This window comes from Halorubrum xinjiangense, from assembly GCF_900102375.1.
In the GTDB taxonomy this organism is placed as follows: Archaea; Halobacteriota; Halobacteria; order Halobacteriales; family Haloferacaceae; genus Halorubrum; species Halorubrum xinjiangense.
Window position 1 is genome coordinate 75,169 of the sequence record NZ_FNBO01000013.1, and the last position, 22,783, is coordinate 97,951.

General features: G+C 67.7%; 15 protein-coding genes. 6 read left to right on the forward strand and 9 right to left on the reverse strand.

The features are described 5' to 3' along the window. Nucleotides 1-12: 12 nt before the first annotated feature. Nucleotides 13-351 carry a hypothetical protein gene (locus F3H13_RS13605; RefSeq protein WP_149799552.1) on the reverse strand — a complete coding sequence of 113 codons (339 nt, stop codon included), beginning with the start codon at nucleotides 349-351 and terminating at the stop codon, nucleotides 13-15. Between the two features lie 93 nt (nucleotides 352-444). Then, nucleotides 445-1,059, reverse strand: a complete 615-nt coding sequence (locus F3H13_RS13610) for a 2Fe-2S iron-sulfur cluster-binding protein (RefSeq protein WP_149799553.1) — start codon at nucleotides 1,057-1,059, stop codon at nucleotides 445-447. A gap of 146 nt (nucleotides 1,060-1,205) precedes the next feature. On the opposite strand from F3H13_RS13610, the gene F3H13_RS13615 reads away from it, so the two are divergent. Continuing rightward, on the forward strand, nucleotides 1,206-1,688 hold the full coding sequence (locus tag F3H13_RS13615; protein WP_149799554.1) for an RNA-binding protein: 483 nt from the start codon (nucleotides 1,206-1,208) through the stop codon (nucleotides 1,686-1,688). Nucleotides 1,689-2,468: 780 nt separating this feature from the next. Further along, nucleotides 2,469-3,320: an endonuclease/exonuclease/phosphatase family protein gene (locus tag F3H13_RS13620; RefSeq protein ID WP_149799555.1), complete on the forward strand. Its 852-nt coding sequence runs from the start codon at nucleotides 2,469-2,471 to the stop codon at nucleotides 3,318-3,320. A 10-nt stretch (nucleotides 3,321-3,330) separates the two neighbouring features. Here F3H13_RS13620 and F3H13_RS13625 read toward each other — a convergent pair whose 3' ends face one another. Beyond that, nucleotides 3,331-4,140 carry a DUF1028 domain-containing protein gene (locus F3H13_RS13625; protein WP_149799556.1) on the reverse strand — a complete coding sequence of 270 codons (810 nt, stop codon included), beginning with the start codon at nucleotides 4,138-4,140 and terminating at the stop codon, nucleotides 3,331-3,333. 454 nt (nucleotides 4,141-4,594) lie between these two features. Here F3H13_RS13625 and F3H13_RS13630 point away from each other — a divergent pair, with 454 nt between their 5' ends. Genes F3H13_RS13630 through F3H13_RS13645 form a run of 4 tightly spaced genes read left to right on the forward strand, consistent with a single transcriptional unit; the run spans nucleotide 4,595 to nucleotide 12,519 of the window. After that, nucleotides 4,595-6,670, forward strand: coding sequence for a PrkA family serine protein kinase (locus F3H13_RS13630; RefSeq protein ID WP_149799557.1), 2,076 nt, complete (start codon nucleotides 4,595-4,597; stop codon nucleotides 6,668-6,670). Between the two features lies 1 nt (nucleotide 6,671). Then, nucleotides 6,672-9,104 carry a kinase anchor protein gene (locus F3H13_RS13635; protein ID WP_149799558.1) on the forward strand — a complete coding sequence of 811 codons (2,433 nt, stop codon included), beginning with the start codon at nucleotides 6,672-6,674 and terminating at the stop codon, nucleotides 9,102-9,104. Beyond that, nucleotides 9,095-10,474, forward strand: a complete 1,380-nt coding sequence (locus F3H13_RS13640) for a DUF444 family protein (protein ID WP_149799559.1) — start codon at nucleotides 9,095-9,097, stop codon at nucleotides 10,472-10,474. The genes F3H13_RS13635 and F3H13_RS13640 overlap by 10 nt, the downstream gene beginning before the upstream one ends. Next, nucleotides 10,471-12,519 carry a SpoVR family protein gene (locus F3H13_RS13645; protein ID WP_149799560.1) on the forward strand — a complete coding sequence of 683 codons (2,049 nt, stop codon included), beginning with the start codon at nucleotides 10,471-10,473 and terminating at the stop codon, nucleotides 12,517-12,519. Before F3H13_RS13640 ends, F3H13_RS13645 begins: the two co-directional genes overlap by 4 nt. Nucleotides 12,520-12,527: 8 nt before the next feature. Here F3H13_RS13645 and F3H13_RS13650 read toward each other — a convergent pair whose 3' ends face one another. The 6 genes from F3H13_RS13650 to F3H13_RS13680 all read right to left on the reverse strand — a co-directional run bounded on the left by F3H13_RS13650 (nucleotide 12,528) and on the right by F3H13_RS13680 (nucleotide 22,600). Continuing rightward, on the reverse strand, nucleotides 12,528-13,244 hold the full coding sequence (locus F3H13_RS13650; protein WP_149799561.1) for an alpha/beta hydrolase: 717 nt from the start codon (nucleotides 13,242-13,244) through the stop codon (nucleotides 12,528-12,530). Nucleotide 13,245: 1 nt separating this feature from the next. Continuing rightward, on the reverse strand, nucleotides 13,246-13,860 hold the full coding sequence (locus F3H13_RS13655; RefSeq protein ID WP_149799562.1) for a VOC family protein: 615 nt from the start codon (nucleotides 13,858-13,860) through the stop codon (nucleotides 13,246-13,248). Nucleotides 13,861-13,955: 95 nt separating this feature from the next. Continuing rightward, a complete protein-coding gene (locus F3H13_RS13660) occupies nucleotides 13,956-15,332 on the reverse strand; it encodes an HD domain-containing protein (protein ID WP_149799563.1) in 1,377 nt (458 codons plus the stop codon). Between the two features lie 13 nt (nucleotides 15,333-15,345). Further along, on the reverse strand, nucleotides 15,346-15,552 hold the full coding sequence (locus tag F3H13_RS13665; RefSeq protein ID WP_149799564.1) for a hypothetical protein: 207 nt from the start codon (nucleotides 15,550-15,552) through the stop codon (nucleotides 15,346-15,348). Between the two features lie 90 nt (nucleotides 15,553-15,642). Next, entirely contained in the window at nucleotides 15,643-16,467 is an 825-nt protein-coding gene (locus F3H13_RS13670) for a hypothetical protein (RefSeq protein ID WP_149799579.1), read from the reverse strand. A gap of 619 nt (nucleotides 16,468-17,086) precedes the next feature. Next, nucleotides 17,087-22,600 (reverse strand): GLUG motif-containing protein, encoded by a 5,514-nt coding sequence (locus F3H13_RS13680; RefSeq protein ID WP_188128075.1) that lies wholly within the window; start codon nucleotides 22,598-22,600, stop codon nucleotides 17,087-17,089. Between the last annotated feature and the right edge of the window lie 183 nt (nucleotides 22,601-22,783).

Here is a 22,783-nt window from a genome sequence, read left to right on the forward strand (position 1 = left end):
ATCGTCGAGCGACTACCGGTCGCGCTCGTCGCCCCGGTCGGCCGAGTCGCCGGACTGGCTCGGGAGTCGGGTGGGGTCGGCGCCGTCGTCGCCGTTCATCGAGTCGTCGCGTTCGAGCAGGTAGAGGAGGGGACCGAGCGCGGTCAACACGAGGACGCCAGGCAGGGGCGCGTCGGGGACCAGGATCAGGGTGACGAGGCTCGCGCCGCCGGTGAGGACGACGAGCGCGGCCCACGTCGCCGGCGAACCGAGGTCGACGCCGACCCGGGCCGCGTCGCGGTAGACGGCCGCGGCGATCAGCGCGACGGCGACGCCCCCGCCGCCGGCGACGAGCGCCGTGGTGACGGACATACGAGCTGTTGGGGCGAGACGCGAAAAAGGGTGTCGCGAGCGAACGCGGTCGGAGAGAACGGAGAGCGGGAAAGCGTGAACGCGAGAGCGGAGCTACGGCGCCTCGCCGGTCTCGATGCTGAAGGAGTCGCGCGGGTAGGCGACGCAGGTGAGCGTGTAGCCGTCGTCGATCTCGGCCTCCTCGAGCATCTGCTGGTTGTCGTGCTCGACGAAGTCCTCGCTCGGGCCGTCCGCAATTCGGCCGGCACAGGAGACGCACTGGCCCTGTCGGCAGGCGTACGGGAGGTCCCACCCCTCGTCTTCGCCCTGTTCGAGGATGGGCTGGTCGTTCGAGAGCTCGACCGTCTCGCCCTGCTTGACGAACTCGACCTCGAAGTACTCCACCTCGTCCTCCGGGATGTCGCCGGGGCCGGAGCTCACGGTGCCGCCCTCTTCGAGTTCGCCCTCCCCGCCCTCGGCGCCGCCCGCCGGGATGGCGCCGCCGCCGCCACCGCCGCCGACCGCGCGATTGCCCGGCTCCGGGAACTCCGTCTCGGGGACCGCGGACGCGCGGTGTTCGAGCACTTCGTCCGAGATGTCCGTCGTGGGTTCCCACCCCGTCCCCCTCACCGAGGTGACGAGGACCATGAGCAGCGTCGCGACCGCCGCGAGCACGATCGCGGGCGGGTTCACGATCGCCGCGAGCGCGATCGCCAGTGGGTTGAGCATACGAGGTGATATGAAGAGGTAGATTAAGACCGTTTTGATCGGTCCAACGGGACGAGACCGCGGTCGGAGGGCGAAACTGCGGGGGACCGTCCGGAGTCACGCCGGGGAGCGGTCCATTTATCGGCCGAGCGGCCGACTGGACGCCCATGGAAGTGAAATCCCGGCACCACCTCCGGAGCGACGAGATCACGGCGATCCGCGAGGCGGTCGCCGACCACCTCGGGGTCGACATCGACGGGGACACGTTCGAGTTCGTGGAGTTCGTCGACGCCGGCTACGAGCTCGTCTTAGTCGACGGCGACCCCGCCGTCTTCTACGTCGACGACGACGAGCCGTTCCTTACCGTTCGGGGCGCAAACAACTTCGACCCGGAGACGGGCGTGGTCACCGTCGACGCCGGCGCCATCTCCTTTGTCTCCGACGGCGCCGACGTGATGCGCCCCGGTATCGTCGAGGCCGACCCGGAGATCCGCGCGGGCGACCTCGTCGTCATCGCCGAGGAGACCCACGCGAAGGTGCTCGCGGTGGGCCGCGCGCTGGTCGACGGCGACGACATGGTCGGCGACAGCGGAAAGGTGGTCGAGTCGATCCACCACGTCGGCGACGACCTCTACGAGTTCTCGGTGTGAACGCGGCGGTGGCGACAGCGGACGGCTATTTATAAATAAATGAGGCGGTCGGCGCGTGCCTCCGAGTGGCCGCCGGAGGCGGCCGCGAGGAGCACGCGCGAGGGACGCCGCGAACGCCCGAAGGGCGTGAGCGGCGAGGCTGGGGAGGTGTGAGGTGCGGTCCCGCGAGCGACCGGAGGGAGCGAGCGGGAGCACGGAAGTCGCAGCCCGCGCAGCGAACGGTGCGAGGTGCGAGCGGAGCGAGCACCTCGGTAAACGAGCGGCGAAGCCGCGAGTAGTGAGCGAGCAGGAACGTCTTCCGGCGGTCGCTGTGCGGGGCGGGACTCAAAGGGGCAGCCGCGAGGACGCAGTAGGCGATGTAAGTAGCGTGGCGCGACGCGCCACGGAAAGCCGGCGGCGGAGCCGCCGGCGACACCGCAGCGAGCAACGCGAGCAAGGAGCGTGGTTCGAGACGCCAAAGGCGTCTCGTCATCGCCAGAAATCAGAGATTTCTGGCTAGCAGTCAGAATCCGAAGGATTCTGACGACATCACGAAAGGCGCTTCGCGCCTTTCGAACGACAACGAGCGTACCGCGTCCTCGCGGCTGGGGCTTTGGAGCTGTTCGCCGCCGCTCCGCTAACAGCAATTTATAAACGAGCGGCTGGAACTTTGGAAGTGTTCGCTGTCGAGCCGCAGCCAACGATTTATAAACAAACGCCGGAAGCGGCGGTAACGTCCCGATCGACTCCGTCTCGATCGCTCCGCGCCTTTTAATCGGCTCGCCCGCGAGTCCCGACGTAATGACCGCGATCCGGGTGTTAAGCTACAACGTCCGCTACGCCAACCGCGGCGACCACCACGACGCCTGGCACGACCGCCGGGACGCGGTCGGGCGCCTCGTGCGGTTTCACCGGCCCGACGTCGCCGCGTTTCAGGAGCCGCTACCGGACCAGCGCGACGACCTCCGCGAGCGGCTCCCGGCGTACGAGTTCGTCGGCCGCGGCCGCGAAGCGGGCGGCGAGGGCGAGGGCTGTCCCGTCGCCGTCCGGAGCGACCGCTGGGAGGTCGACGCGAGCGACACGTTCTGGCTCTCCGAGACCCCCGACGAGCCCTCGACCGGCTGGGACGCCGCCTACCCCAGAATCGCGACGTGGGCGCGGGTCCGCGCCGTCGAGGGGACCGCGGAGCTGCTCGTCGTCAACACGCACTTCGACCACGTGAGCGCTCGGGCGCGGCGCGGGGCCGCCCGCCTGCTCCGCGAGCGGGTACCGGAGATCGCGGCGGCGAACGAGGGCAACTCCGACGAGACGCTCCCGGTCGTCCTCGTCGGCGACCTCAACTGTACGCCGGGGTCGGACCCGCACCGGATCCTCGTCGACGGCGTGGACGCCAGAGCCGGCGGGAGCGCCGCCGAGAAGCCGACCGACCGCGACGCCCTCTCGCTCCGCGACGCCGCGGCCGACGCCGACCTCCGGCACGGCCCGGAGACGAGCCTCACCGATTTCTCGCGGCTGATCGACGGTCGGCGGATCGATCACGCGCTCGTTTCGCCCGACGTGACCGCCGAGGCGTTCGCGACGCTCGCGGACCGAGACGACCGCGGGCGGTACCCCTCCGACCACCTGCCGATCCTCGCGCGGCTGTCGCTGTAGGGGCCGGCCGTTACTCCGTGTCGGCGCCGTCGGTCTTCGCGTCGGCGTCCTCGGTCTCCGCGTCGGCGTCCTCGGTCTCCGCGTCGGCTGTCGCATCCTCCGCGTTGCCGACCTCGTCGGCGTCTTCCGCCGCGTCCTCGTCCTCTTCGGCGTACTTCTCGAGGATCGTCTCGTAGCCGCGCTTCGCGGTCTCGTACGTCTCGCGGAGGTCGGCGACCGGCGTCTCGCTCGCGTCGACCCGGAGGTCGTTGTAGTAGGGGTCGTCCGCGTCCTCCTCCGTGTTCCGGACGAGCAGCGCGGCGGACTGGACCTCAAGGTCCTCGCGCTTGTCGCCGCCCGCGGCGTGGCCCGCGGCGAGGGCGTCGATCAGCCGCTCGGCGAGCGGCGCGTCGCCGTGCGCGTCGGACTCGTAGGCGGCCGCGGTGTCCTCGATGACGTCTTCGCCCGTCAGGAGGTTACCCGCGACGGTGTAGTTTTGCCCCTCGCGGTGACCGTACCAGTCGTTGCACTCGTCGCCGGAGAAGGCGAAGGTCCCGTCGGCGTCGACGCCGTGGAGCTGGCGCTTCGCGCTCCCCTCGTCGGCGTTCAGGAGAGCTTCTAAGGCGTCGTCGACCGCGAGTCCGTCGCCGAGGTACTCGATCCCCTTCCGCCCCAACTCGACGTTGACGAGCGACTGGGTGGCCACAGCGCCGTCCGACGACGCGAACGGACACAGCGTGCCGACGCCCGGCAGCCGGGTGGTCACCGCCACGCCGAACCGGACCTGGTCGCCGCCGTCCTCGCCGGTGTACCGCTCGCGAACGCAGATGCTGAACGTCACACGCCCACTGGGGCGGCGTCCCGCAAAAGGGTGGGTTCCGGGGGCGAGCTTTCCGGTTCTCGGAGCGACGGACCGCCGCTCAGACGGCGCGGGCGGGAGACGAACCGAGCGGCGCGCGCGAGCGATCCGCGGGGGTCGCGGCGCGGACCCCGTCGTCGATCTCACGGCCCCGTGATAACGTCGGGTGACGGACCGTCGGCAAACAGACCGGATCCGGCGAGGGCGAGGGGGGAGACAGGTTCGTGACGAGTGTCAACGGCCGACATACTTATCCGTGCCAATCTCTCCCACATATATAGCCTCGGATACGGGCGAGGCGAACACCGGCACCGACGCGCATCCCGACGACGCGCCGCTCGCGGCTCGACGAGTTGCCGACACGCGCACGGCGAGCGACGGCTCCGTCCCTCGCGCCGGGTGACGCCGCCCCCGTCTTCCGAGCGAACGTGATACGATGGCAGACCGACACACGCTCGAACGGCTCAGCGAGGAGTACCGGACCGAGGTGCCGGACGATCTGCGAGCGGCGCGCCCGTTCGACTGGTACCTCGACGCGCTGTACGAGGACCCGCGGATCGCGCGGAACGCCCACCAGCGCGTCGCGGACATGTTCGACCACTACGGGACCCGATACGACGAGGAACGCGGCGTCGTCGAGTACGCGCTCGCCGCGGAGGACCCGCTCAACGACGGCGAGAACGTCTTTTACGGCCGCGAGGTCCACGAGTCGATTCACGAGTTCGTCAACAAAGTGAAGTCCGGCGCCCGCGGGCTGGGCCCCGAAAAGCGGATCAAGCTCCTGCTCGGTCCCGTCGGCTCCGGCAAGTCGCACTTCGACTGGCTCGTGCGCCGCTACTTCGAGGCGTACACCCGCGAGGACGCCGGCCGGATGTACACCTTCCGGTGGGTCGACCTCTGCTCGGTGATCGACGACCAAGATCCGGACGACGACGTCGTCCGCTCCCCGATGAGTCAGGACCCGCTCGTCCTCCTCCCGAAAGCGCAGCGGCAGGCGGTGATCGACGACCTCAACGAGCGGCTGGACGCCCCCTACACGCTCCGGAACGACCAGCACCCGGACCCGGCATCGGAGTTCTACCTGAACGAGCTGCTCGCCCACTACGACGACGACCTGGCGCGCGTCCTCGGCGAGCACGTGGAGGTGGTCCGGCTCGTCGCCGACGAGAACCGCCGGGAGTGTATCGAGACGTTCGAGCCGAAAGACAAGAAGAACCAAGACGAAACCGAACTCACCGGCGACGTCAACTACGCGAAACTCGCCGTCTACGGCGAGTCCGACCCGCGCGCGTTCGACTACGCCGGCGCGTTCTGCAACGCGAACCGCGGGCTGTTTTCCGGCGAGGAGCTGTTGAAACTCCAGCGGGAGTTCCTCTACGACTTCCTCCACGCCTCCCAGGAGTCGACGATCAAGCCGAAGAACAACCCGCGGATCGACATCGACCAGGTGATCGTCGGCCGGACGAACATGCCGGAGTACCGCGAGAAGACGGGCGACGAGAAGATGGAGGCGTTCAACGACCGCACCAAGCGGATCGACTACCCCTACGTCTTAGAGTACGAGAGCGAGGCGAAGATCTACGAGAAGATGCTCGACAACGCGGACGTGCCCACCGTCCACGTCGAGCCGCACGCCTTAGAGATGGCCGGGCTGTTCGGCGTCCTCACCCGGCTCGAGGAGCCGACCGACGAGACGGTGACACTCGTCGAGAAGGCGAAGGCGTACAACGGCGAGCTGGAAGACGAGGAGATCGACCGGCGGAAGCTCCGCGAGGACGCCGCCGAGTCCGCCGACGTCGGCGAGGGGATGGACGGGATCTCCGCGCGGTTCGTCGGCGACGAGATCGCCGAGGCGATCATGGACGCCACCCACCGGGACCGCACCCACCTCTCGCCGTTGTCCGTCTTCGACCACTTCGAGGCGAACCTCGGCGGCCACGGCTCGGTCGCGGCCGAGGACCTCGACCGCTACGAGCGCCTCTTAGAGACCGTCCGCGAGGAGTACCGCGAGCGCGCCATCGAAGACGTGCGCCACGCGTTAGCGTACGACGTCGACGAGCTCCGCCGACAGGGCGAGAAGTACATGGACCACGTGATGGCGTACATCGACGACGACACCGTCGACGACGAGCTGACCGGGCGGGAGACGGAGCCCGACGAGACGTTCATGCGCGCGGTCGAAGAGCAGCTCGACATCCCCTCGGACCGGAAAGACGACTTCAGACAGGAGGTGTCGAACTGGGTGTCGCGGCGCGCCCGCGAGGGGCGCGGGTTCGACCCGCAGGAGAACGACCGCCTCCGGCGCGCCTTGGAGCGCAAGCTGTGGGAGGACAAAAAACACAACATCAACTTCTCGGCGCTGGTGTCCGCGACCGACCTCGACGACGAGGACCGGAGCGCCTGGGTTTCGGCGTTGGTCGACCGCGGCTACTCCGAGGACGGCGCCGCCGAGGTGTTGGAGTACGCGGGCGCCGCGGTCGCGCGCTCGGAGATCGCGGACGGCGGGGACTAAAATGAGCGACCGCACCCGATCCGACGGCGAGGGGTTCGTCGCCGCGGCCGACGAGGCGCTCCGGGGGGCGTACGACCCGCCGATGAGCCTCGCGTCCTACGTCGACCGCGTGGTAGAGCGCCCGACAGCGGCGGCCTCCGGCGCTGGGTACGTCCTCACGGCCGTCGAGTCGTACGGCACCCGCGAGGTCCGCGAGCGCGGCGAGACGCTCGACCGGTACCGCTTCTTCGACGACCCGGCGAACGACGGCGAACACGCCGTCCTCGGCAACACCCGCGCGCTCAACGCGTTCGTCGACGACCTGCGCGCGGCCGCGACCGGGCGCGGTAACGACGAGACCATCGTCTGGATCGACGGCCCCACCGCAACGGGGAAATCGGAGTTCAAGCGGTGCCTGATCAACGGCCTCCGGGCGTTCTCGAAGACCGACGCCGGCAGGCGGTACACCGTCGAGTGGAACGTCGCGGGCGCCGGGTCCGGCGTCGGCGGGAGCAGCGGCGCGGGCGCCGCGTCGCTCTCGTACGGCGACGGCGGCGACGCCGGGGAGTGGTACCGCAGCCCAGTGCAGTCGCATCCGCTGTCGGTGTTCCCCGAGGCGGTCCGGGAGTCGGTCGCCGAGGCGGTCGACGGCGACGCGTACCCGATCGCCGCCGACGTGGAACTCGACCCGTTCAGCCGCGAGGCGTACGACCACTTGGAGTCGGCCTACCGCGAGCGCGGGCGCCGCGACCTGTTCTCCGCGATCACCGACCGCGACCACCTCCGGGTGACGAGCTACGTGGTCGACGTCGGGCAGGGGATCGGGGTCCTCCACGCCGAGGACGACGGGACGGCGAAAGAGCGGCTCGTCGGCTCGTGGATGGGCGGCATGCTCCGCGAGCTCGACTCGCGCGGCCGGAAGAACCCGCAGGCGTTCAGCTACGACGGCGTGCTCTCGCAGGGGAACGGCGTCGCCACCGTCGTCGAGGACGCGAGCCAGCACGCGGACCTCCTCCGGCGGCTGCTCAACGTGCCGGACGAGCGGCGCGTGAAGCTGGACAAGGGGATCGGGATGGACGTGGACACCCAGCTGATCGTCATCTCGAACCCCGACCTCGACGCGGAGCTGGACCGACACGCCGAGCGCGGCGACGCCGACCCGCTGAAGGCGCTGAAGCGCCGGCTCTCGAAACACGAGTTCCGGTACCTCACGAACCGCCGGCTGGAGGCGCGGCTGCTCCGCCGAGAGGTCGCCGGGGCGACCGCGGTCGAGGAGGGGGTCGGCGAGGCCGCCGGCCAGACCGGGGTCGGCCGCGGGAGCGCTCCCGACAGCGGCACGGCCGCCGGCAATCGGGGGCCGGGGGCGGCGCCGCTGTCGATCGAAGTCCGGGAGTCCGACGGGAGGGTCGTCGAGCGCGAGGTCGCGCCTCACGCGGTCGGGGCCGCGGCGCTGTACGCGGTCGTCACGCGGCTCGACGGCGACGATCTCCCCGGCGACCTCGACCTGATCGAGACCGCGGAGCTGTACGATACCGGCGAGGTCCGACGCGGCGACGACGCGGTCACCGTCGACGACGTCGACCTCGCGGCGGGGGACGGGCGCAACGGGATCCCGGTCACCTACGCCCGGGACGCCGTCGCCGACCTGCTCGCGACGACCGCCGACCGGAGCCACCCCGACCTCCCCGTCGAACGCGTCGTCACCCCGACGGACGTGCTCGACGCGATGGCCGACGGACTCGCGGACGCGCCGGTCTTCTCGCGGGCGGAGGTCGCGGAGTTCGAGGGGCGGCGCGGGCCGGTCGCCGAACGGATCCGCGAGCGGCAGCGCGGGGACGTGGTCGACGCGATACTCGCCGAGGAGACCGTCCCGACCGAGACGGTCGCGGAGTACGTCGAGCACGTGTACGCGTGGGACGAGGGCGATCCGACGACGCGCGACCGTGAGGGCGAGGCGCCGGACCCGCTCGCGATGAAGGTGTTCGAGACGGAGACGCTCGGTCGGTTCGACGAGGGCGACTACCGCGGGACCGACCCGAACCGGGACGTCGAGCGCTTCCGGCGCGAGCGGGTGATCCGCGGCCTCACGCGGTACGCGTGGCGCAACCGCGGGGACGCGTTCAGCGTCGACGAGGTCGACCTCGGCGAGGTGCCCGAGCTGAAGGCGGTGATCGACGCGAACGACCTGACGGACGTAAAGCGGCGGTTCCCGGACCTCGACCCCGCCGCGTGGCCCGACCCGCCGGCCGACACCGAGACCGCGCGCGTGAAGGCGGCGACGATGACCCGCCTGTGCGAGCGCGGGTACAGCCCCGCCTCCGCGGAGCTGACGAGCCGGGCCGTGATGGAGGACGTGCGCGAGGAGTGGCCCGACGTCGACGGCGGGCGCGCCGACGACGGCGGGGATCCGAGCGGCGGCGACGGCCGGAACGGAGGTGGCGACCCGTGGGACTGACCGAGGACCGCGAGCGGTTCCGCGAGGTCGGCGAGACGCGCCGCGAGGACCTCGCGGAGTTCATCAGTCACGGGGACCTCGGCGGCTCCGATCCGGACCGGATCCGGATCCCGGTGAAGATCGTCGACCTCCCCGCCTTCGAGTACGACCGGCGCGACGCCGGCGGGGTGGGGAAGGGAGGTGACGGGCAGCCGCAGCCCGGCGACCCGGTCGACCCCGAGCCGGGCGACGGCGACGAGGCGGGCGACCCGGGCGAAGAGGGCGGCGACCACGAGTACTACGAGATGGACCCCGAAGAGTTCGCCCGCGAGCTCGACGAGGCGCTCGGCCTCGACCTCGAGCCGAAGGGCAAGCAAGTGGTCGAGGAGGTCGAGGGCGACTTCACCGACACCGCCCGCGCTGGGCCTCGCGGCGCCCTCGACGTCGACGAGTTCTTCAAGCGCGGGCTGAAGCGCCACCTCGCGACCGACTTCGACGAGGCGTACGTCCGCGAGGGGCTGTTCGTCGCCGGCGCCGACGTCGACGACGTCTTCGCGTGGGCGCGCAGCGAGGGGATCCCGGTCTCGCGGGCGTGGATCGCCGACGCCGCCGCGACGCTCGCCGACGAGCGGGGCGAGCCGGTCGCCGCGCTCGACCGGTGGGAGAGCTTCGACGCGCTCGACGAGGGGGTCGACCGCGAGCCGGTCACGCACCGGATCCGGCGCGAGGGGCTCGACAGCGTCCCGTTCCGCCGAGAGGACGAGCGGTTCCGCCACCCGGAGGTGATCGAGAAGCGCGAGCGCAACGTGGTCGTCGTCAACGTCCGCGACGCCTCCGGCTCGATGCGGGAGACGAAACGCGAGCTCGTCGAGCGGGTGTTCACGCCGATGGACTGGTACCTGACCGGGAAGTACGACGCCGCGGAGTTCCGATACGTCGTCCACGACGCGGAGGCGTGGGAGGTCGACCGCGAGGAGTTCTTCGGGATTCAGTCGGGCGGCGGGACCCGGATCTCCAGCGCGTACGACCTCGTCGAGGAGCTGCTCGAAGAGTACCCATACAGCGAGTGGAACCGGTACGTGTTCGCCGCGGGCGACTCGGAGAACGCCGGCAGCGACACCAGGGACAACGTGATCCCGCAGATGGAGTCGATCGACGCGAACCTCCACGCGTACGTCGAGACCCGGCCCGGCGACGGCGCGGCGAACGCCCGCCACGCCGACGAGGTCGAGTCCGCGTTCGCCGACGCCGACGACGTCGCCGTCGCGCGCGTCTCGGAGCCCGACGACGTCACGGACGCCATCTACGAGATCCTCAGCACGGAGGCGTCGGGCGACGGGAACGCGGCTCCCGGCGGCTCCGCGGCCGCCGACGGGGGTGAACGCCGATGAGGGACGATCGCGTCGAGGCGAAACGCGAGGCCGCCGCCCTCGACGAGCCGGCCCGGGCGGCTCGGGAGCTGGCCGAGCGGCTCGGGCTGGCGCCGTACCCGGTGCGGTACTGGGTCGTCGACCACGACGAGATGAACGAGCTGATCGCGTACGGCGGCTTCCAGCGCCGGTACCCCCACTGGCGGTGGGGGATGAACTACGAGCGGCAGGCCAAGTTGGACCGCCACGGGCTCGGGAAGGCGTTCGAGATCGTCAACAACGACGACCCGGCCCACGCGTTCCTCCAGGAATCGAACTCGGCGGCCGACCAGAAGGCCGTCATCACTCACGTCGAGGCGCACGCCGACTTCTTCGCGAACAACGAGTGGTTCGGGCTGTACGCCGACCGAGGCGAGGGCGGGCCGAACGCCGCGGCGCGACTGGAGCGCAACGCCGACCGGATCGCGGCGATCGCGAAGCGGGCGGACGTCGACCGCGACGAGGTGGAGCGACTGATCGACGCCGTGAGCGCGCTCGAAGACACGATCGACCAGCACAGCCCGGTCGACGCCGCCCGGTCGGTCGCGGAGCCGGGCGTCGCCGCGGACGTGAGCGACGACGACGCGGACCCGCTCGCGGCGATCGAAGCCCGGATCGACGACCTCGACCTCTCCGAGGCGGTGCGCCGCGACGTGTTCGACGACGAGTGGCTCGAAGCCAGGGGCGAGGGCGTCGAGCCGGAGTCGCCGCGCCCGGACGTGCTGGCGTTCCTCCGCGACCACGGGAAGCGGTACGACCCGGAGAGCGGGAAGGCGGTCGACCGCGAGCCGTGGGAGACGACCGTCATCGACGCGATCCGCGAGGAGGCGTACTACTTCGCGGGACAGAAGCAGACGAAGGTGCTCAACGAGGGATGGGCAACGTATTGGGAATCTATCATGATGGGCGGCGAGGGGTTCGCCGGCCCCGACGAGTTCCTCACATACGCCGACCACATGTCGCGGGTGCTCGGCTCGCCCGGCCTCAACCCCTACAAGCTCGGCTTCGAGCTGTGGACGCACGTGGAGCTGCGGGCGGCCCGCCGCGACGTGATCGACAAGCTGCTCCGCGTCGAGGGCGTGACGCCGGAGAACTTCCACTCGCGGGTCGACCTCGACGAGGTCGCAGACCTGCTCGAACCCCACCCGGCGATAGCGGGCGCCGGCCCGGCGACGCTCGACGAGCTGGCGGACCTGGCCGCCGACGGCGACCCCCGCGTCGACGCCGAGGCGGTCGACCGGGCGCTGTCCGCGCGGGACGGGGCCGAGGACGGCCCCGATATCGAGCGACACCCGTGGAGGCTGCTCACGCGCGCGGGGCTCGCCGAGCGGCACTACGTCCTCTCGCGGCCGGAGCACCGCGGCGCGCTCCGGAACGTCTCTCGGGAGGCGCTCGCGGAGCAGGCGCGGTACCTGTTCGACGTCGATCGGTACGAGACGGTCGCGGCGGCGGTGGCGGACGTCGACCGCGCGGCCGGGTGGGACCGCATGTTCGAGGTGCGCGAGAGCCACAACGACGTGACGTTCGTCGACGCGTTCCTCACCGACGAGTTCGTCCGCGAGGGGAACTACTTCACCTACGAGTACAGCCGAGCAGCCGAGGAACACCGCGTCGCCAGCGTCGACGCCGACGACGTGCGCAGGAAGTTGCTCCTCCGGTTCACGAACTTCGGGAAGCCGACGATCGTCGTGTTGGACGGGAACTTCCGGAACCGGGGCGAGCTACTCTTGGGCCACCGATACAACGGTGTCGCGCTCGACGAGGAGCGCGCGACGGCGACGCTGAAGCGCGTCTTCGAGCTGTGGGGACGCCCGGTGAACTTGGCGACGATCCGCGTCGAGTACGACGACGGCACCGTCCGGCGCGCCAGGCGACGAGGCGAGGAGCCGGAAGGAACCGAGGTCGGCGTCCGCTTCCAGTACGACGGCGGCGAGGTCACCGAACACGACCTCGACGAGTCCATCGAGGAGCGCATCGCCGCCGACGAGGTGGATTACGACACGAAGCCCGACGACTGGCTGGCGTGAGCCGGCCCTCAGGCGAGGGCGGCGACCAGCTCCGACACCGCCTCGACCTCGTCGTCGTTGATCCCGTGGCCCATCCCCGGGTAGATCCGTTCGTCGACGTCGGCGCCGAGCGCCTCTAACACCGCGGTCGTCTCGTGGACCCGCTCCTCGGGGATGTGCGGGTCGACGTCGCTACAGCCGACGAACGCCGGCGTGCCGGCGAGGGGACCCCCGTCGGCGTCGGTCGACCCCTCCACGCCGCCCGCGGTCGCGTCCGCGAGGTAGTCGTCGACGTCGACGGCCTCGCCGATCAGCCCGCCGCTGAAGACCGCGACCCCGCCGTAGCGGGTCGGATTCCGGGCGACGAACTCGCTCGCGAGGCAGGCGCCCTGCGAGAAGCCGCCGACGAGGACGCGGTCACGGTCGATCTCCGCGTCGACCGCGCGGTCGACGGCCGCCCCGACCGCCCGGAGCCCGGAGGTCCGACCCGGTTCGTTCTCCGCGACCGGGGCGAGAAAGGAGTTCGGATACCAGGTGTTGCCGGCGGCCGCGGGCGCTAAGATCGCGACGTCGCGGTCGCCGGCGAGCTGCTCGCCGAGGTCGACGACGCTCCGGGCGTTCGCGCCGCGACCGTGAACGAGCACCAGCGCTGCGTCGGCATCGGCAAGCGGCGTCCCGGCGGTGACAAGCGGCTCGTCGCCGTGGGGGTCATCGCCCGCGTGCGGGTCCGGAGATCGTCCGGCCATCTCAGACCCCGACGCCGGCGTCGGCGTCCGGCAGGTCGTGTTTGTTCACCGGGAGGCCGAGCTCTTCTAAGGCCCCCTCCATGTGCCGGTCCTGCGCGAAGTCCGCGCCGTCCTCCTCGCGGAGACGCTGGGCGGTCGCGAGCACCTCTCCCTTCCGGCCGTCGGGGATCTCGTACTTGTCGGCCGACAGCTCGATGACGAGCCCGTTGTTGTCCTGCGTGTAAATCGAGTGGAAGATGCCGCGGTCGAACACGTTGTACCCCTTTCCCGCTTCCTCGAGCGCCGCCATGATCTCCTCGTACTCGTCGGGCTCGACGCTGAAACACAGGTGGTGGACCGCACCCGTGTTGACGCGCTGGCCGCGCGCAGACGCCCGCTCGTCGCTCACGAACACCGTGAGGATCCGGCCGTCGCCGGTGTCGAAGAAGAGGTGCGTCTGCGAGGGGTCGTCGAGGTTCGGCTGCCGCAACACGAGCGGCATCCCGAGCAGGTCACGGTAGAAGGCGAGCGTGTCCGCCTCGTTGCTGCCCCAAACCGTGATGTGGTCGGTGCCGCTGGTGTGGAACGGTGCGTCCGGGAGCTCCGACGTGACCGGAGCCGGGTTCTCGTCTGTCATACCGATCCGAAGGCGACCAAGCCGTATAAAAACGAGAGGGACGGGACGGTGACCGGCTGACGCCGGTGTTATCGGGTCGAGTCCGCTCGACCGAGTCAGCCGCCGTACTCCGCGCGGAACCGCTCGACGAGCCAGCGGGTCGCGCGCTTTCGGTCGCCGTCGGGCACGTAGACGAACGGGATCGGGCTGTCGAACGCGCGGTCGCCGTACAACCCCCAGTCGCCCGCCGACCGCGTTGTCCCGCCGTACGCGATCGGGATGTCGGCCAGCTCCGAGGGCTCGTACTCCGGGACGTACGACCGCTCGATCCACACGTCGTGAACCGGGACGCCCAGTTCCGCGGCGAGCTCCCGTTCGAGCCGGGCGTCGCCGGAGACGAGCCACTCGCCGAACGCCTCGCGGTCGACGTCGATCCGGTCCGCGTAGGCGATCCGGTGTTTCCAGCAGGTCGTCGGGAACCGCCGCGATCGATACCGGTCGTACAGCGTCGCGAACGTGGTGTCCGGTCGGTCCCGGGCGAGCCGACGCAGCCGCTCCGCGACCGTGTTGTCGCCGATCTCCTCGTCGACGACGCCGTCTATCGTCACCGGCGGGTCGCCGGTGAGGGCGGCAGCTCGCTCGGTGAGGTCGCGAAGCAGCGCGTTCGCGAACACCGACTTGTGGTGTTGGGTTACCCACATATACAGCGCGATCCGGCCTTCGAGGTAGTTCCCGAGCGTCGAGAGCGCCTTCTCGGAGAGCGCGAGCCCCTCGTCGGGATGGGCGGTGTAGGCCTCAACCATGCGGTCGGTGTCGAAGCTCAACACGTTCGCCCCCGTCATCCAGTTGTCCCGGGAGATGTAATCGAGGCGGTCGACGTCGACCGGCGAGTGGAGCAGCTGCGCGCCGAGTCCGTACTGCCACGGCCCGCCGCGCTCGTACACCAGACTGTACCCCAAGACGTACGCGCACACCTCCTCCGGGTCGACCGACAGCGCCCGGAGCGCGTCCCCGAACGAGTCGAGGATCAGCAGACAGCTCAGGAGCTCGTGTGGGCTCGCCTCGCGAATGGGCGCGTCGTCGATCCCCGCCTCGCGGAGCGACGCGACGAAGCCGCGATCGGCGAGCCGGTCCCGGAGCTCGGCCGCGTCGAGATGTCGCTCGCAGACGTGCGAAAACGGGGGATGGCCGACGTCGTGAAGCAGACACGCACACTCCAGGGTCGACTGGATCTCGTCTACGACGGCCGGCGACGTCTGCCGGGTGAAGTACGGCTCCTGCCGGAGGTTCTCGAAGACCCGCCGCCCGAGGTGGTAGACGCCGAGGCTGTGTTCGAACCGCGTGTGGTTGGCCGCGGGATAGACCAGATGGGTCGCCGAGAGCTGTTTGACATGTCGGAGCCGCTGAAACGCCGACGTGTCGATCACGCTATCGACGACCGCGTCGTCGAGCTCGATGTACCCGTGAACGGGGTCTTTGATCTGTGTCGTCATCTGCGGATCCCCGTCACCGCTGCCAGACGGGCGGTGCGACGCCGAGCGCGCGAACAACGAACGGATACGCGAAGGCGATGACCAAGACAAGCCCCAGCGACGCCGCGAGTCCGAGCCCACCGACGACACGATCGACGGCCGCCAGCGCGACGAACATCGCGACGAACATCACCGCCCAGTGCGGAGCGAGTTGCCGCACCTTCTCCGTTGCCGAAGTCATGTTCCCGGTAGCGGTTCCCACCGGTAGTGGCTGTCGGTAGAAATCGGGCATCAAGGAGAAGCCGAACGCTGCCGGTGGGCCGATCGACGATCAGTACCGCGACGGGATGAACGCCATGCCGGCGAGCATGATCGACGACAGGACCGAGAGGATGAGCACGCGCGAGAGTCCGCTGTTGTACTGGTTAAACCGTTCTACCTCGGTGGCCTGCGCCTCGTACGCCTCGATGTCGGTCGACATCCGAAGCGTCGACGTGTCGGGGAAGTGTGCGACGTACTCCGTATCGCCGATCGTCACCGTCGACTGCTGGGCGATCTCGACGGTCTCCGTGTCGGTGGTCTCCCACGCGAGCACGGCGCCGTCCGCCGTCACGTCGTCGACCGTGACGGTCTGTCCGTCGTACTCAAGCGTCTCGCCTGTCGCGTGCGTCCGCTCCTCGGGCGCGGGGAAGTACTCGCCGACGGGCACTAGCGTCCGCTCGCCGTTCTCGTCGGTCACCGCGACGTACTCGCCGTCCTCCAGCGTGACCGTCTCGTTTTCGGCGTCGTCGTCGGCCTCGAGGATCGCCCCTCGGTCGAGCACCTCGACGAGCGTGAACTCGGTGGCGTTCTCACCAGGAATCTCGACGCGCCACTCGCGGTCGTCGACCGAAACCGTCGACTCGTTCGCCCACGTTTCGGAGGTCTCCGTGGTGAACTCGCGTTCGAGCGTGCCCGAGATGATCATCTGCCCCTCGTCGTTCTCGCTTTCCGAGATGTCGGCCACGACGTACGTCTCGCCGCCGATGTCGATCGACTCGTTCTGGGAGGCGTCTATCTCCGGGTTTTCGAGCGCTATCTCCGGACTATCGGCCGTCGCGGTCAGCGCGCCCGCCACGCCCGCGATGGCGAGGAACAGCGCGACGAACACGGCCACAGCGCGTCGTTGCATAGTTCACGCATTGGTCACCCGGTGTTTAACGGTTACTAAGCGGGGCAGTCTGCGGGCCCAGTGACAGGCCGCTCTCGGGAGAAAGAACGGAAAGCCAAGAGACAGCTTAGGGGTGTCAACTTTAGCTCGTGAATTCACCGAGTCGCCATTCGAATCTTCGGGAAACGAACCCCCAAGATAGCTGACGATGAGGTGCCGGACTCACTCGCGTGGGTTCCAACAGACACAAGCAACTCCTACGATCCCTCACCCACCCGGACGGGTTCGAGGCGGAGTTCACGGACAAGCCCCATCACCAGAAGTCACAGACTTCTGGTTAGCAGCCAGAACTCTTCGAGTTCTGGCGACACCCTCTACGAGCGAAGTCGGTAGACTGAGCGAAGTAGGGTGGGGTTGTTGACGCCGTTTGTTCTATCCTTCGACGTGCCCGCGTCGACGAGCGAGGGCTGGGTAGAGGCGTCGACGGATGCCCCTGAGTCGACGCGGGTGGACGACCGGTTCGTGTGATCGGGGTGAATCTTAACATACCAACCTCGTGAGCGTGTCAGTCGCCCTCGATCGCTGCCGACCGCGTGTCACCTGTGGCTCGCGTTGATCTCTCCGATCACGGTTGGTTCCGGCTGCGCTCGACCGCGGCAAGCGCGAGCATTACGAGTGCGACGAGCGCGACTAGCGGCCCAAATCCAGGGACCGCAACATTGTCTGCCTCGATCGTCGCTGGACTATCCTCCGTCGTGGGCTCGGGTTCACCGTGTGGTTCCTTGGTGGGCGATTCGTCGGTCATCTCGGTCGCCGATTCACTCTGCGACGCTTCCAATTCGGTTTCGGCCTCCAACTGTGCGGTAGCCAGCACGAACGTCGAAAACCCGGGTGTCTCTGCAGCGACGGTGACCGTGTCGTTCGTCTCCGCTGTGACACTGACTGTGATCGGGTCGTGGACCGTGCCAGCTGTATCGACGCGGTAGACGACGATGTCTCCGGGAACTATCTCGCTCGCCTCCAAGCCGGTCGCGTTGAGCGTAAACGCCAGCGTTGCGTTCGTCTCGGTCGACTCCCTCGGCGGGGTGATCGAAACGGCGCCGACAACGGTAGCCGACGACTCGATCGTGGGCCGGTCAGGCGCTTCGACGACCGTGACCTGAACCAGCCCATCGACAGGTTCAGCGAAGTCGATCGCGATTTCGTTCAGGGCCGTGTGATCGAGTGTCTGCGTGTGGACCGTCTCCGCGAGAAGGGAGGTGGCACTGCCACTCCCGCTGCCCCCTCCGCCGCCGCTGGAGCCGCCTCCGTCATTGGAGCCGCCTTCGTCGGTGGAGTCACCTCCGTCGGTGGAACCGCCCCCATCGGTGGAGCTACCTTCGTCGTTGGAGTCGTTCTCGCCGCTGGAGCCGCCTCCGTCATTTGAGTCGTCTCCGTCGGTGGAACCGCCCCCGTCGGTGGAGCTACTCGCATCGCTGGAGTTGCTCCCGTCGTCGGAGTCGCTCTCACCGCTGGAGTCGCCTCCGTCATTGGAGTCACCTCCGTCGGTGGAACCGCCCTCGTCGGTGGATCCACTCACATCGCTGGAGTTGCTCCCGTCGTTGGAGTCGTTCTCACCGCCACCGCTTTCGGGATCCGACTCAGTCGCGCTCGCGGCCGCGCTGGTCTCACGCGTCGGAACGAGGATCTGTGGGTCCAACGGAAGCGCCGCGAGCACAGGATACCCGTCACCGCTCGACCCCGCCGTCGAGTCGTCGACGGTCGACCAGACCGTGTCGTTGAGCCCAGACATCGACTCGAGTGCGTCGCCTCCGATCATCGCTTCGGTCGAGAGGGCGGTCCCACCAGCCGACGACGACTGTGTCGTTCGGTTCGCGTCCCAGTACGTGGTCGGGGTGTCCACGGTGGCGCCATCGCTGACACCGACGAGTCCTCCAGCCCTCCCTGCGGTCGATCGTACCTCGCCTGCAGCGTACGACTGGGTAACGTTCACCCCCGCGCTCGCGTTGCTGACGAGCCCGCCGGAGACACCCTCGCTAGCGTCGTTGGCGGTGACCGATCCTGTGGCGTACGACTGGGTTACAAACGCGTTCGAGCCACTACTGTGCCCGATCAACCCGCCGACCCGATCGCTTCCGGTGACGTTGCCTGTCGCGTAGGCGGTGGTGACGGTTCCGTCGTCGATCACCCCGACTAAGCCACCGACCCACGCCGTTCCTGAGACAGTGCCTGTCGAACGGGACTCCGTGATGTCCGCACCGTTGAGCGTGCCGACGAGACCGCCGACGCTGTCCCCAGTCGCGTTCACGACCCCGGTCGCCGTCCCATTCGAAATGTCGCCGCTCTTGACGTCGCCGCTCTTGACGGAGCCGACCAATCCGCCGACTTTTTGATCCCCATTCACCCTTCCCGTTGCACGTGCGTTCGTTATCTTGTCGGTATTTCGACCGACTAGGCCGCCTATCTCGGTAGGCCCAGTGACCGCTCCTGTGGCAATTGCGCGGTCGATTGTTCCGCTGTTCCATCCAACCAGTCCACCCGCACGTGTACCTCCTAAGTAGTCACCCGTCGCAGTCACGGTAACGTTCGTAGTTAGGTTCGTCAACTCACCAATATTGTAGCCGACGCTCCCGCCAACGTCTCGAATCGCGTTGACCCTCCCAGTTGCCGTGATGTTCGACACATGACTTCCATAGTTCGCTTTCCCGGCGAGGCCGCCAACATCTTGGCTTCCTGTGATGTTGACGGCAGCCAGGGTCAGATCGGTTGCCGATCCCTCAACACTAAGATCGTTCTCTCCGAGGGCTCCGAAGAGCCCGACGTAGCTCTCTGTCGGTCGGTCGATAGTCAGGTTCGAGATGACGTGACCCGCGCCGTCAAACGAGCCGGTGAACGGAGCACTCTTGTCGCCAATCGGTTCGAAGCCATTAGCGCCCGTCACCACTGTCTCATATCCTCGCGTCGACTGACTGAGATCCGCCGCAAGTGTGAAATTTGCCCCGAGATTCTCCCGTGTCGCACTGAGGTGGTTCCACGTTTCGATCTTGTACGGAGTCGTTTCAGTGCCGTTCCCACCGGCATACAGCGGTTCATTCGGTGCTGGCGTCTGCGGATTCACAATGAGTGTCGGATAAAACCGGACGCTGTCGGTATTCGAGGTTGTCGCCCACACGCTGTCGCTGAGCGCGTCCATGTTGCCATCGTCGAATGCGTCATCGCCGGTCATCTGGACTGTAGTGAGTGAGATTCCACCGTCTGAGGCCGACTGGTTCGTCGTCTCGACGTTCCAGTAGCTGTCGTTGACGGCTCCCGGTGAGTCGGACGTAATACCACCAGACCCGCTCCCGGTAGCGCGGACGAGACCTGTCGCGAACGACCGGTTGACCTGTCCAGTGTCGGCGATGTAGCCAACGAGCCCGCCGACGGGCTCATCGCCACGGATCGCTGCCGTCGGTGCCGCATAGGTGTCCTCGACGGTACCTTCCAGGCGTCCGATGAGCCCCCCGACGTCCTCGACTCCGGTGACGCCTCCGATTGCGTACGAGGTATTGACCGCCCCCTTGTTCAATCCAACCAGTCCACCGACTTTCTCCTCACCGGAGACTGTCCCGGTCGCATTCGAGCGAGTTATCATAGAGTATTGGCCGGTACTCCCAACGAGCCCACCGACTTGGGATTCGGTTGCCTCGATATCACCCGAAGCGGTCGATCGCTCGACGGCACCATACAGGAGTCCGACGAGGCCGCCAGCAATGTACTCGCGTGCTAAGACGTTTCCTGACGCACTCGAGGAATTGATTACAGAGTCTTGGTCAACGGACCCGACGAGGCCGCCAGCAACGTACTTGGATGCTGAGACGTTTCCTGACGCACTCGAGCGATTTATCATACCGGAGGAGCCGGTCTCCCCAACGAGTCCACCGACGTCCTCACTCCCCGAGACAGCTCCCGACGCGGTCGACGCTGTGACCGTGCCTTTCAGGCCTCCGACGAGGCCGCCGACGCTGCCGTCCGCGCTGACAACTCCCGACGCATTCGAGGAATTGATTACAGAGTCTTGGTCAGCGAACCCGACGAGCCCGCCGACGTGCTGATCGCCACGGATCGCTGCCGTCGGTGCCGCATAGGTGTCCTCGACGGTACCTTCCAGGCGTCCGATGAGCCCCCCAACGAACTGGCCTCCGGTGACGCCTCCGATTGCGTACGAGGTATTGACCGTTCCAGAGGTTATTCCAACGAGTCCACCGACGGACGAACTCCCCGAGACAGCTCCCGATGCGGTCGACGCTGTGACCGTGCCGGCGTTGCGTCCAACCAACCCGCCAACTTTACGATTTCCTGTGATATTCGCGTCGTCGATCACCACTTTTTCGACAGTTGCAGCGTGGTCGAGTCTGCTGAACAGCCCGACGTAATTCTCTGCCGGTCGGTCGATAGTCAGGTTCGAGATGACGTGATCCGCGCCGTCAAACGAGCCGGTGAACGGAGCACTCTTGTCGCCAATCGGTTCGAAGCCATTAGCGCCTGTCACCACTGTCTCATATCCTCGCGTCGATCGGTTGAGGTCCCTCACGAGTGTAAAGTTCGCTCCGAGATTCTCCCGTGTCGCACTGAGGTGGGTCCACGTTTCGATCTCGTACGGAGTCGTTTCAGTGCCGTTCCCACCGGCATACAGCGGTTCATTCGGTGCTGGTTCATTCGGTGCTGGCGTCTGCGGGTTCACAATGAGTGTCGGATAAAACCGGGCGCTGTCGGTATTCGAGGTTGTCGCCCACACGCTGTCGCTGAGCGCGTCCATGTTGCCATCGTCGAGTGCGTCATTGCCGGTCATCTGGACCGTAGTGAGTGGGATTCCACCGCCTGAGGACGACTGGTCACCGCCTGAGGACGACTGGTTCGTCGTCTCGGTGTTCCAGTAGCTGTCGCTGACGTTTCCCGGTGAGGGGGGTGTAATACCACCAGACTTGCTCCCGGTGGCGTTGACGAGACCTGTCGCGAACGACCGGTTGACCTGTCCAGTTTTGCCGATGTAGCCAACGAGGCCGCCGACGCGCTTATCGCCACGGATCCCTGCCGTCGGTGCCGCATAGGTGTCCTCGACGGTACCTGACAGGCGTCCGACAAGTCCACCGACGACAAAACTTCCCGAGACAGCTCCCGACGCGGTCGACGCTGTGACCGTGCCGTTAGTGTACCCGACGAGGCCGCCGACGTAATCGTCCGCGCTGACGACTCCCGACGCATTCGAGGAATTGATTACGGAGTCTTGGTCAGCGAACCCGACGAGGCCGCCGACGTAATCGTCCGCGCTGACGACTCCCGACGCATTCGAGCGAGTTATCGAAGATTCCGACCTAGCTAGCCCAACGAGCCCACCGACACGGTTTTCGGTTGCCTCGATATCACCCGAAGCGGTCGATCGCTCGACGGTACCTTGCAGGTCTCCGACGAGTCCACCGACGGACGAACTCCCCGAGACGGTCCCCGACGCATTCGAGCGATTGATCGTAGAGGACTTGTAGGCAAATCCGACGACTCCTCCTGTGACGTTTCCACTCGCGGTGACATCGACGGTGGTGTGAGCGCGAGCGAGAGTCCCTCGACTGACACCCACGATTCCACCAACTCTCTCGTTTCCGGTCACGGTCCCACTCGCGTTCACATCAACGAGACGTCCCCCAGCGTCGTGTCGCCCGACGATGGCGCCAACGTTCGTAAACTTGCCCGGCCTCGTTCCGGTAATATTCCCCGTCACAGTGACGTTGTGGACCGTGCCGGCGTTGCGGCCAACCAACCCGCCAACTGCACCGTTTCCTGTGATGTTCGCGTCGTCGATCGCCACTTTTTCGACAGTTGCAGCTTGGTCGAGTCTGCTGAACAGCCCGACGTAATTCTCTGCCGGTCGGTCGATAATCAGGTTCGAGATGACGTTATCCGCGCCGTCAAACGAGCCGGTGAACGGAGCACTCTTGTCGCCAATCGGTTCGAATCCAGCCCCACCGTTCCACTGGTTCGTCCCACTGGCGTCGATGTCGCCGATCAAGACGTAGTCTCCGCCGAGCCCATTCGCGTTAATACACTGTAGTTGGCTCACATTTTCGACTTCGTACCATCCGGACCCGTTTTCTGTGTAGCTCACGGTCGAACACTCTGGTGCGGTCTCGGTGGCGACCGCCACACCAACGAACCCACCGCTGACTGCGAGGAGTCCGCCGACCACCGCCACCGCTACCAGCAGACCGACGCGACGACGCAGACTCACTGTGCGCCCCACATCGTTCGCTGTCCACGCCGCTCACTCTCGACTGCACCGCGTTCGTAC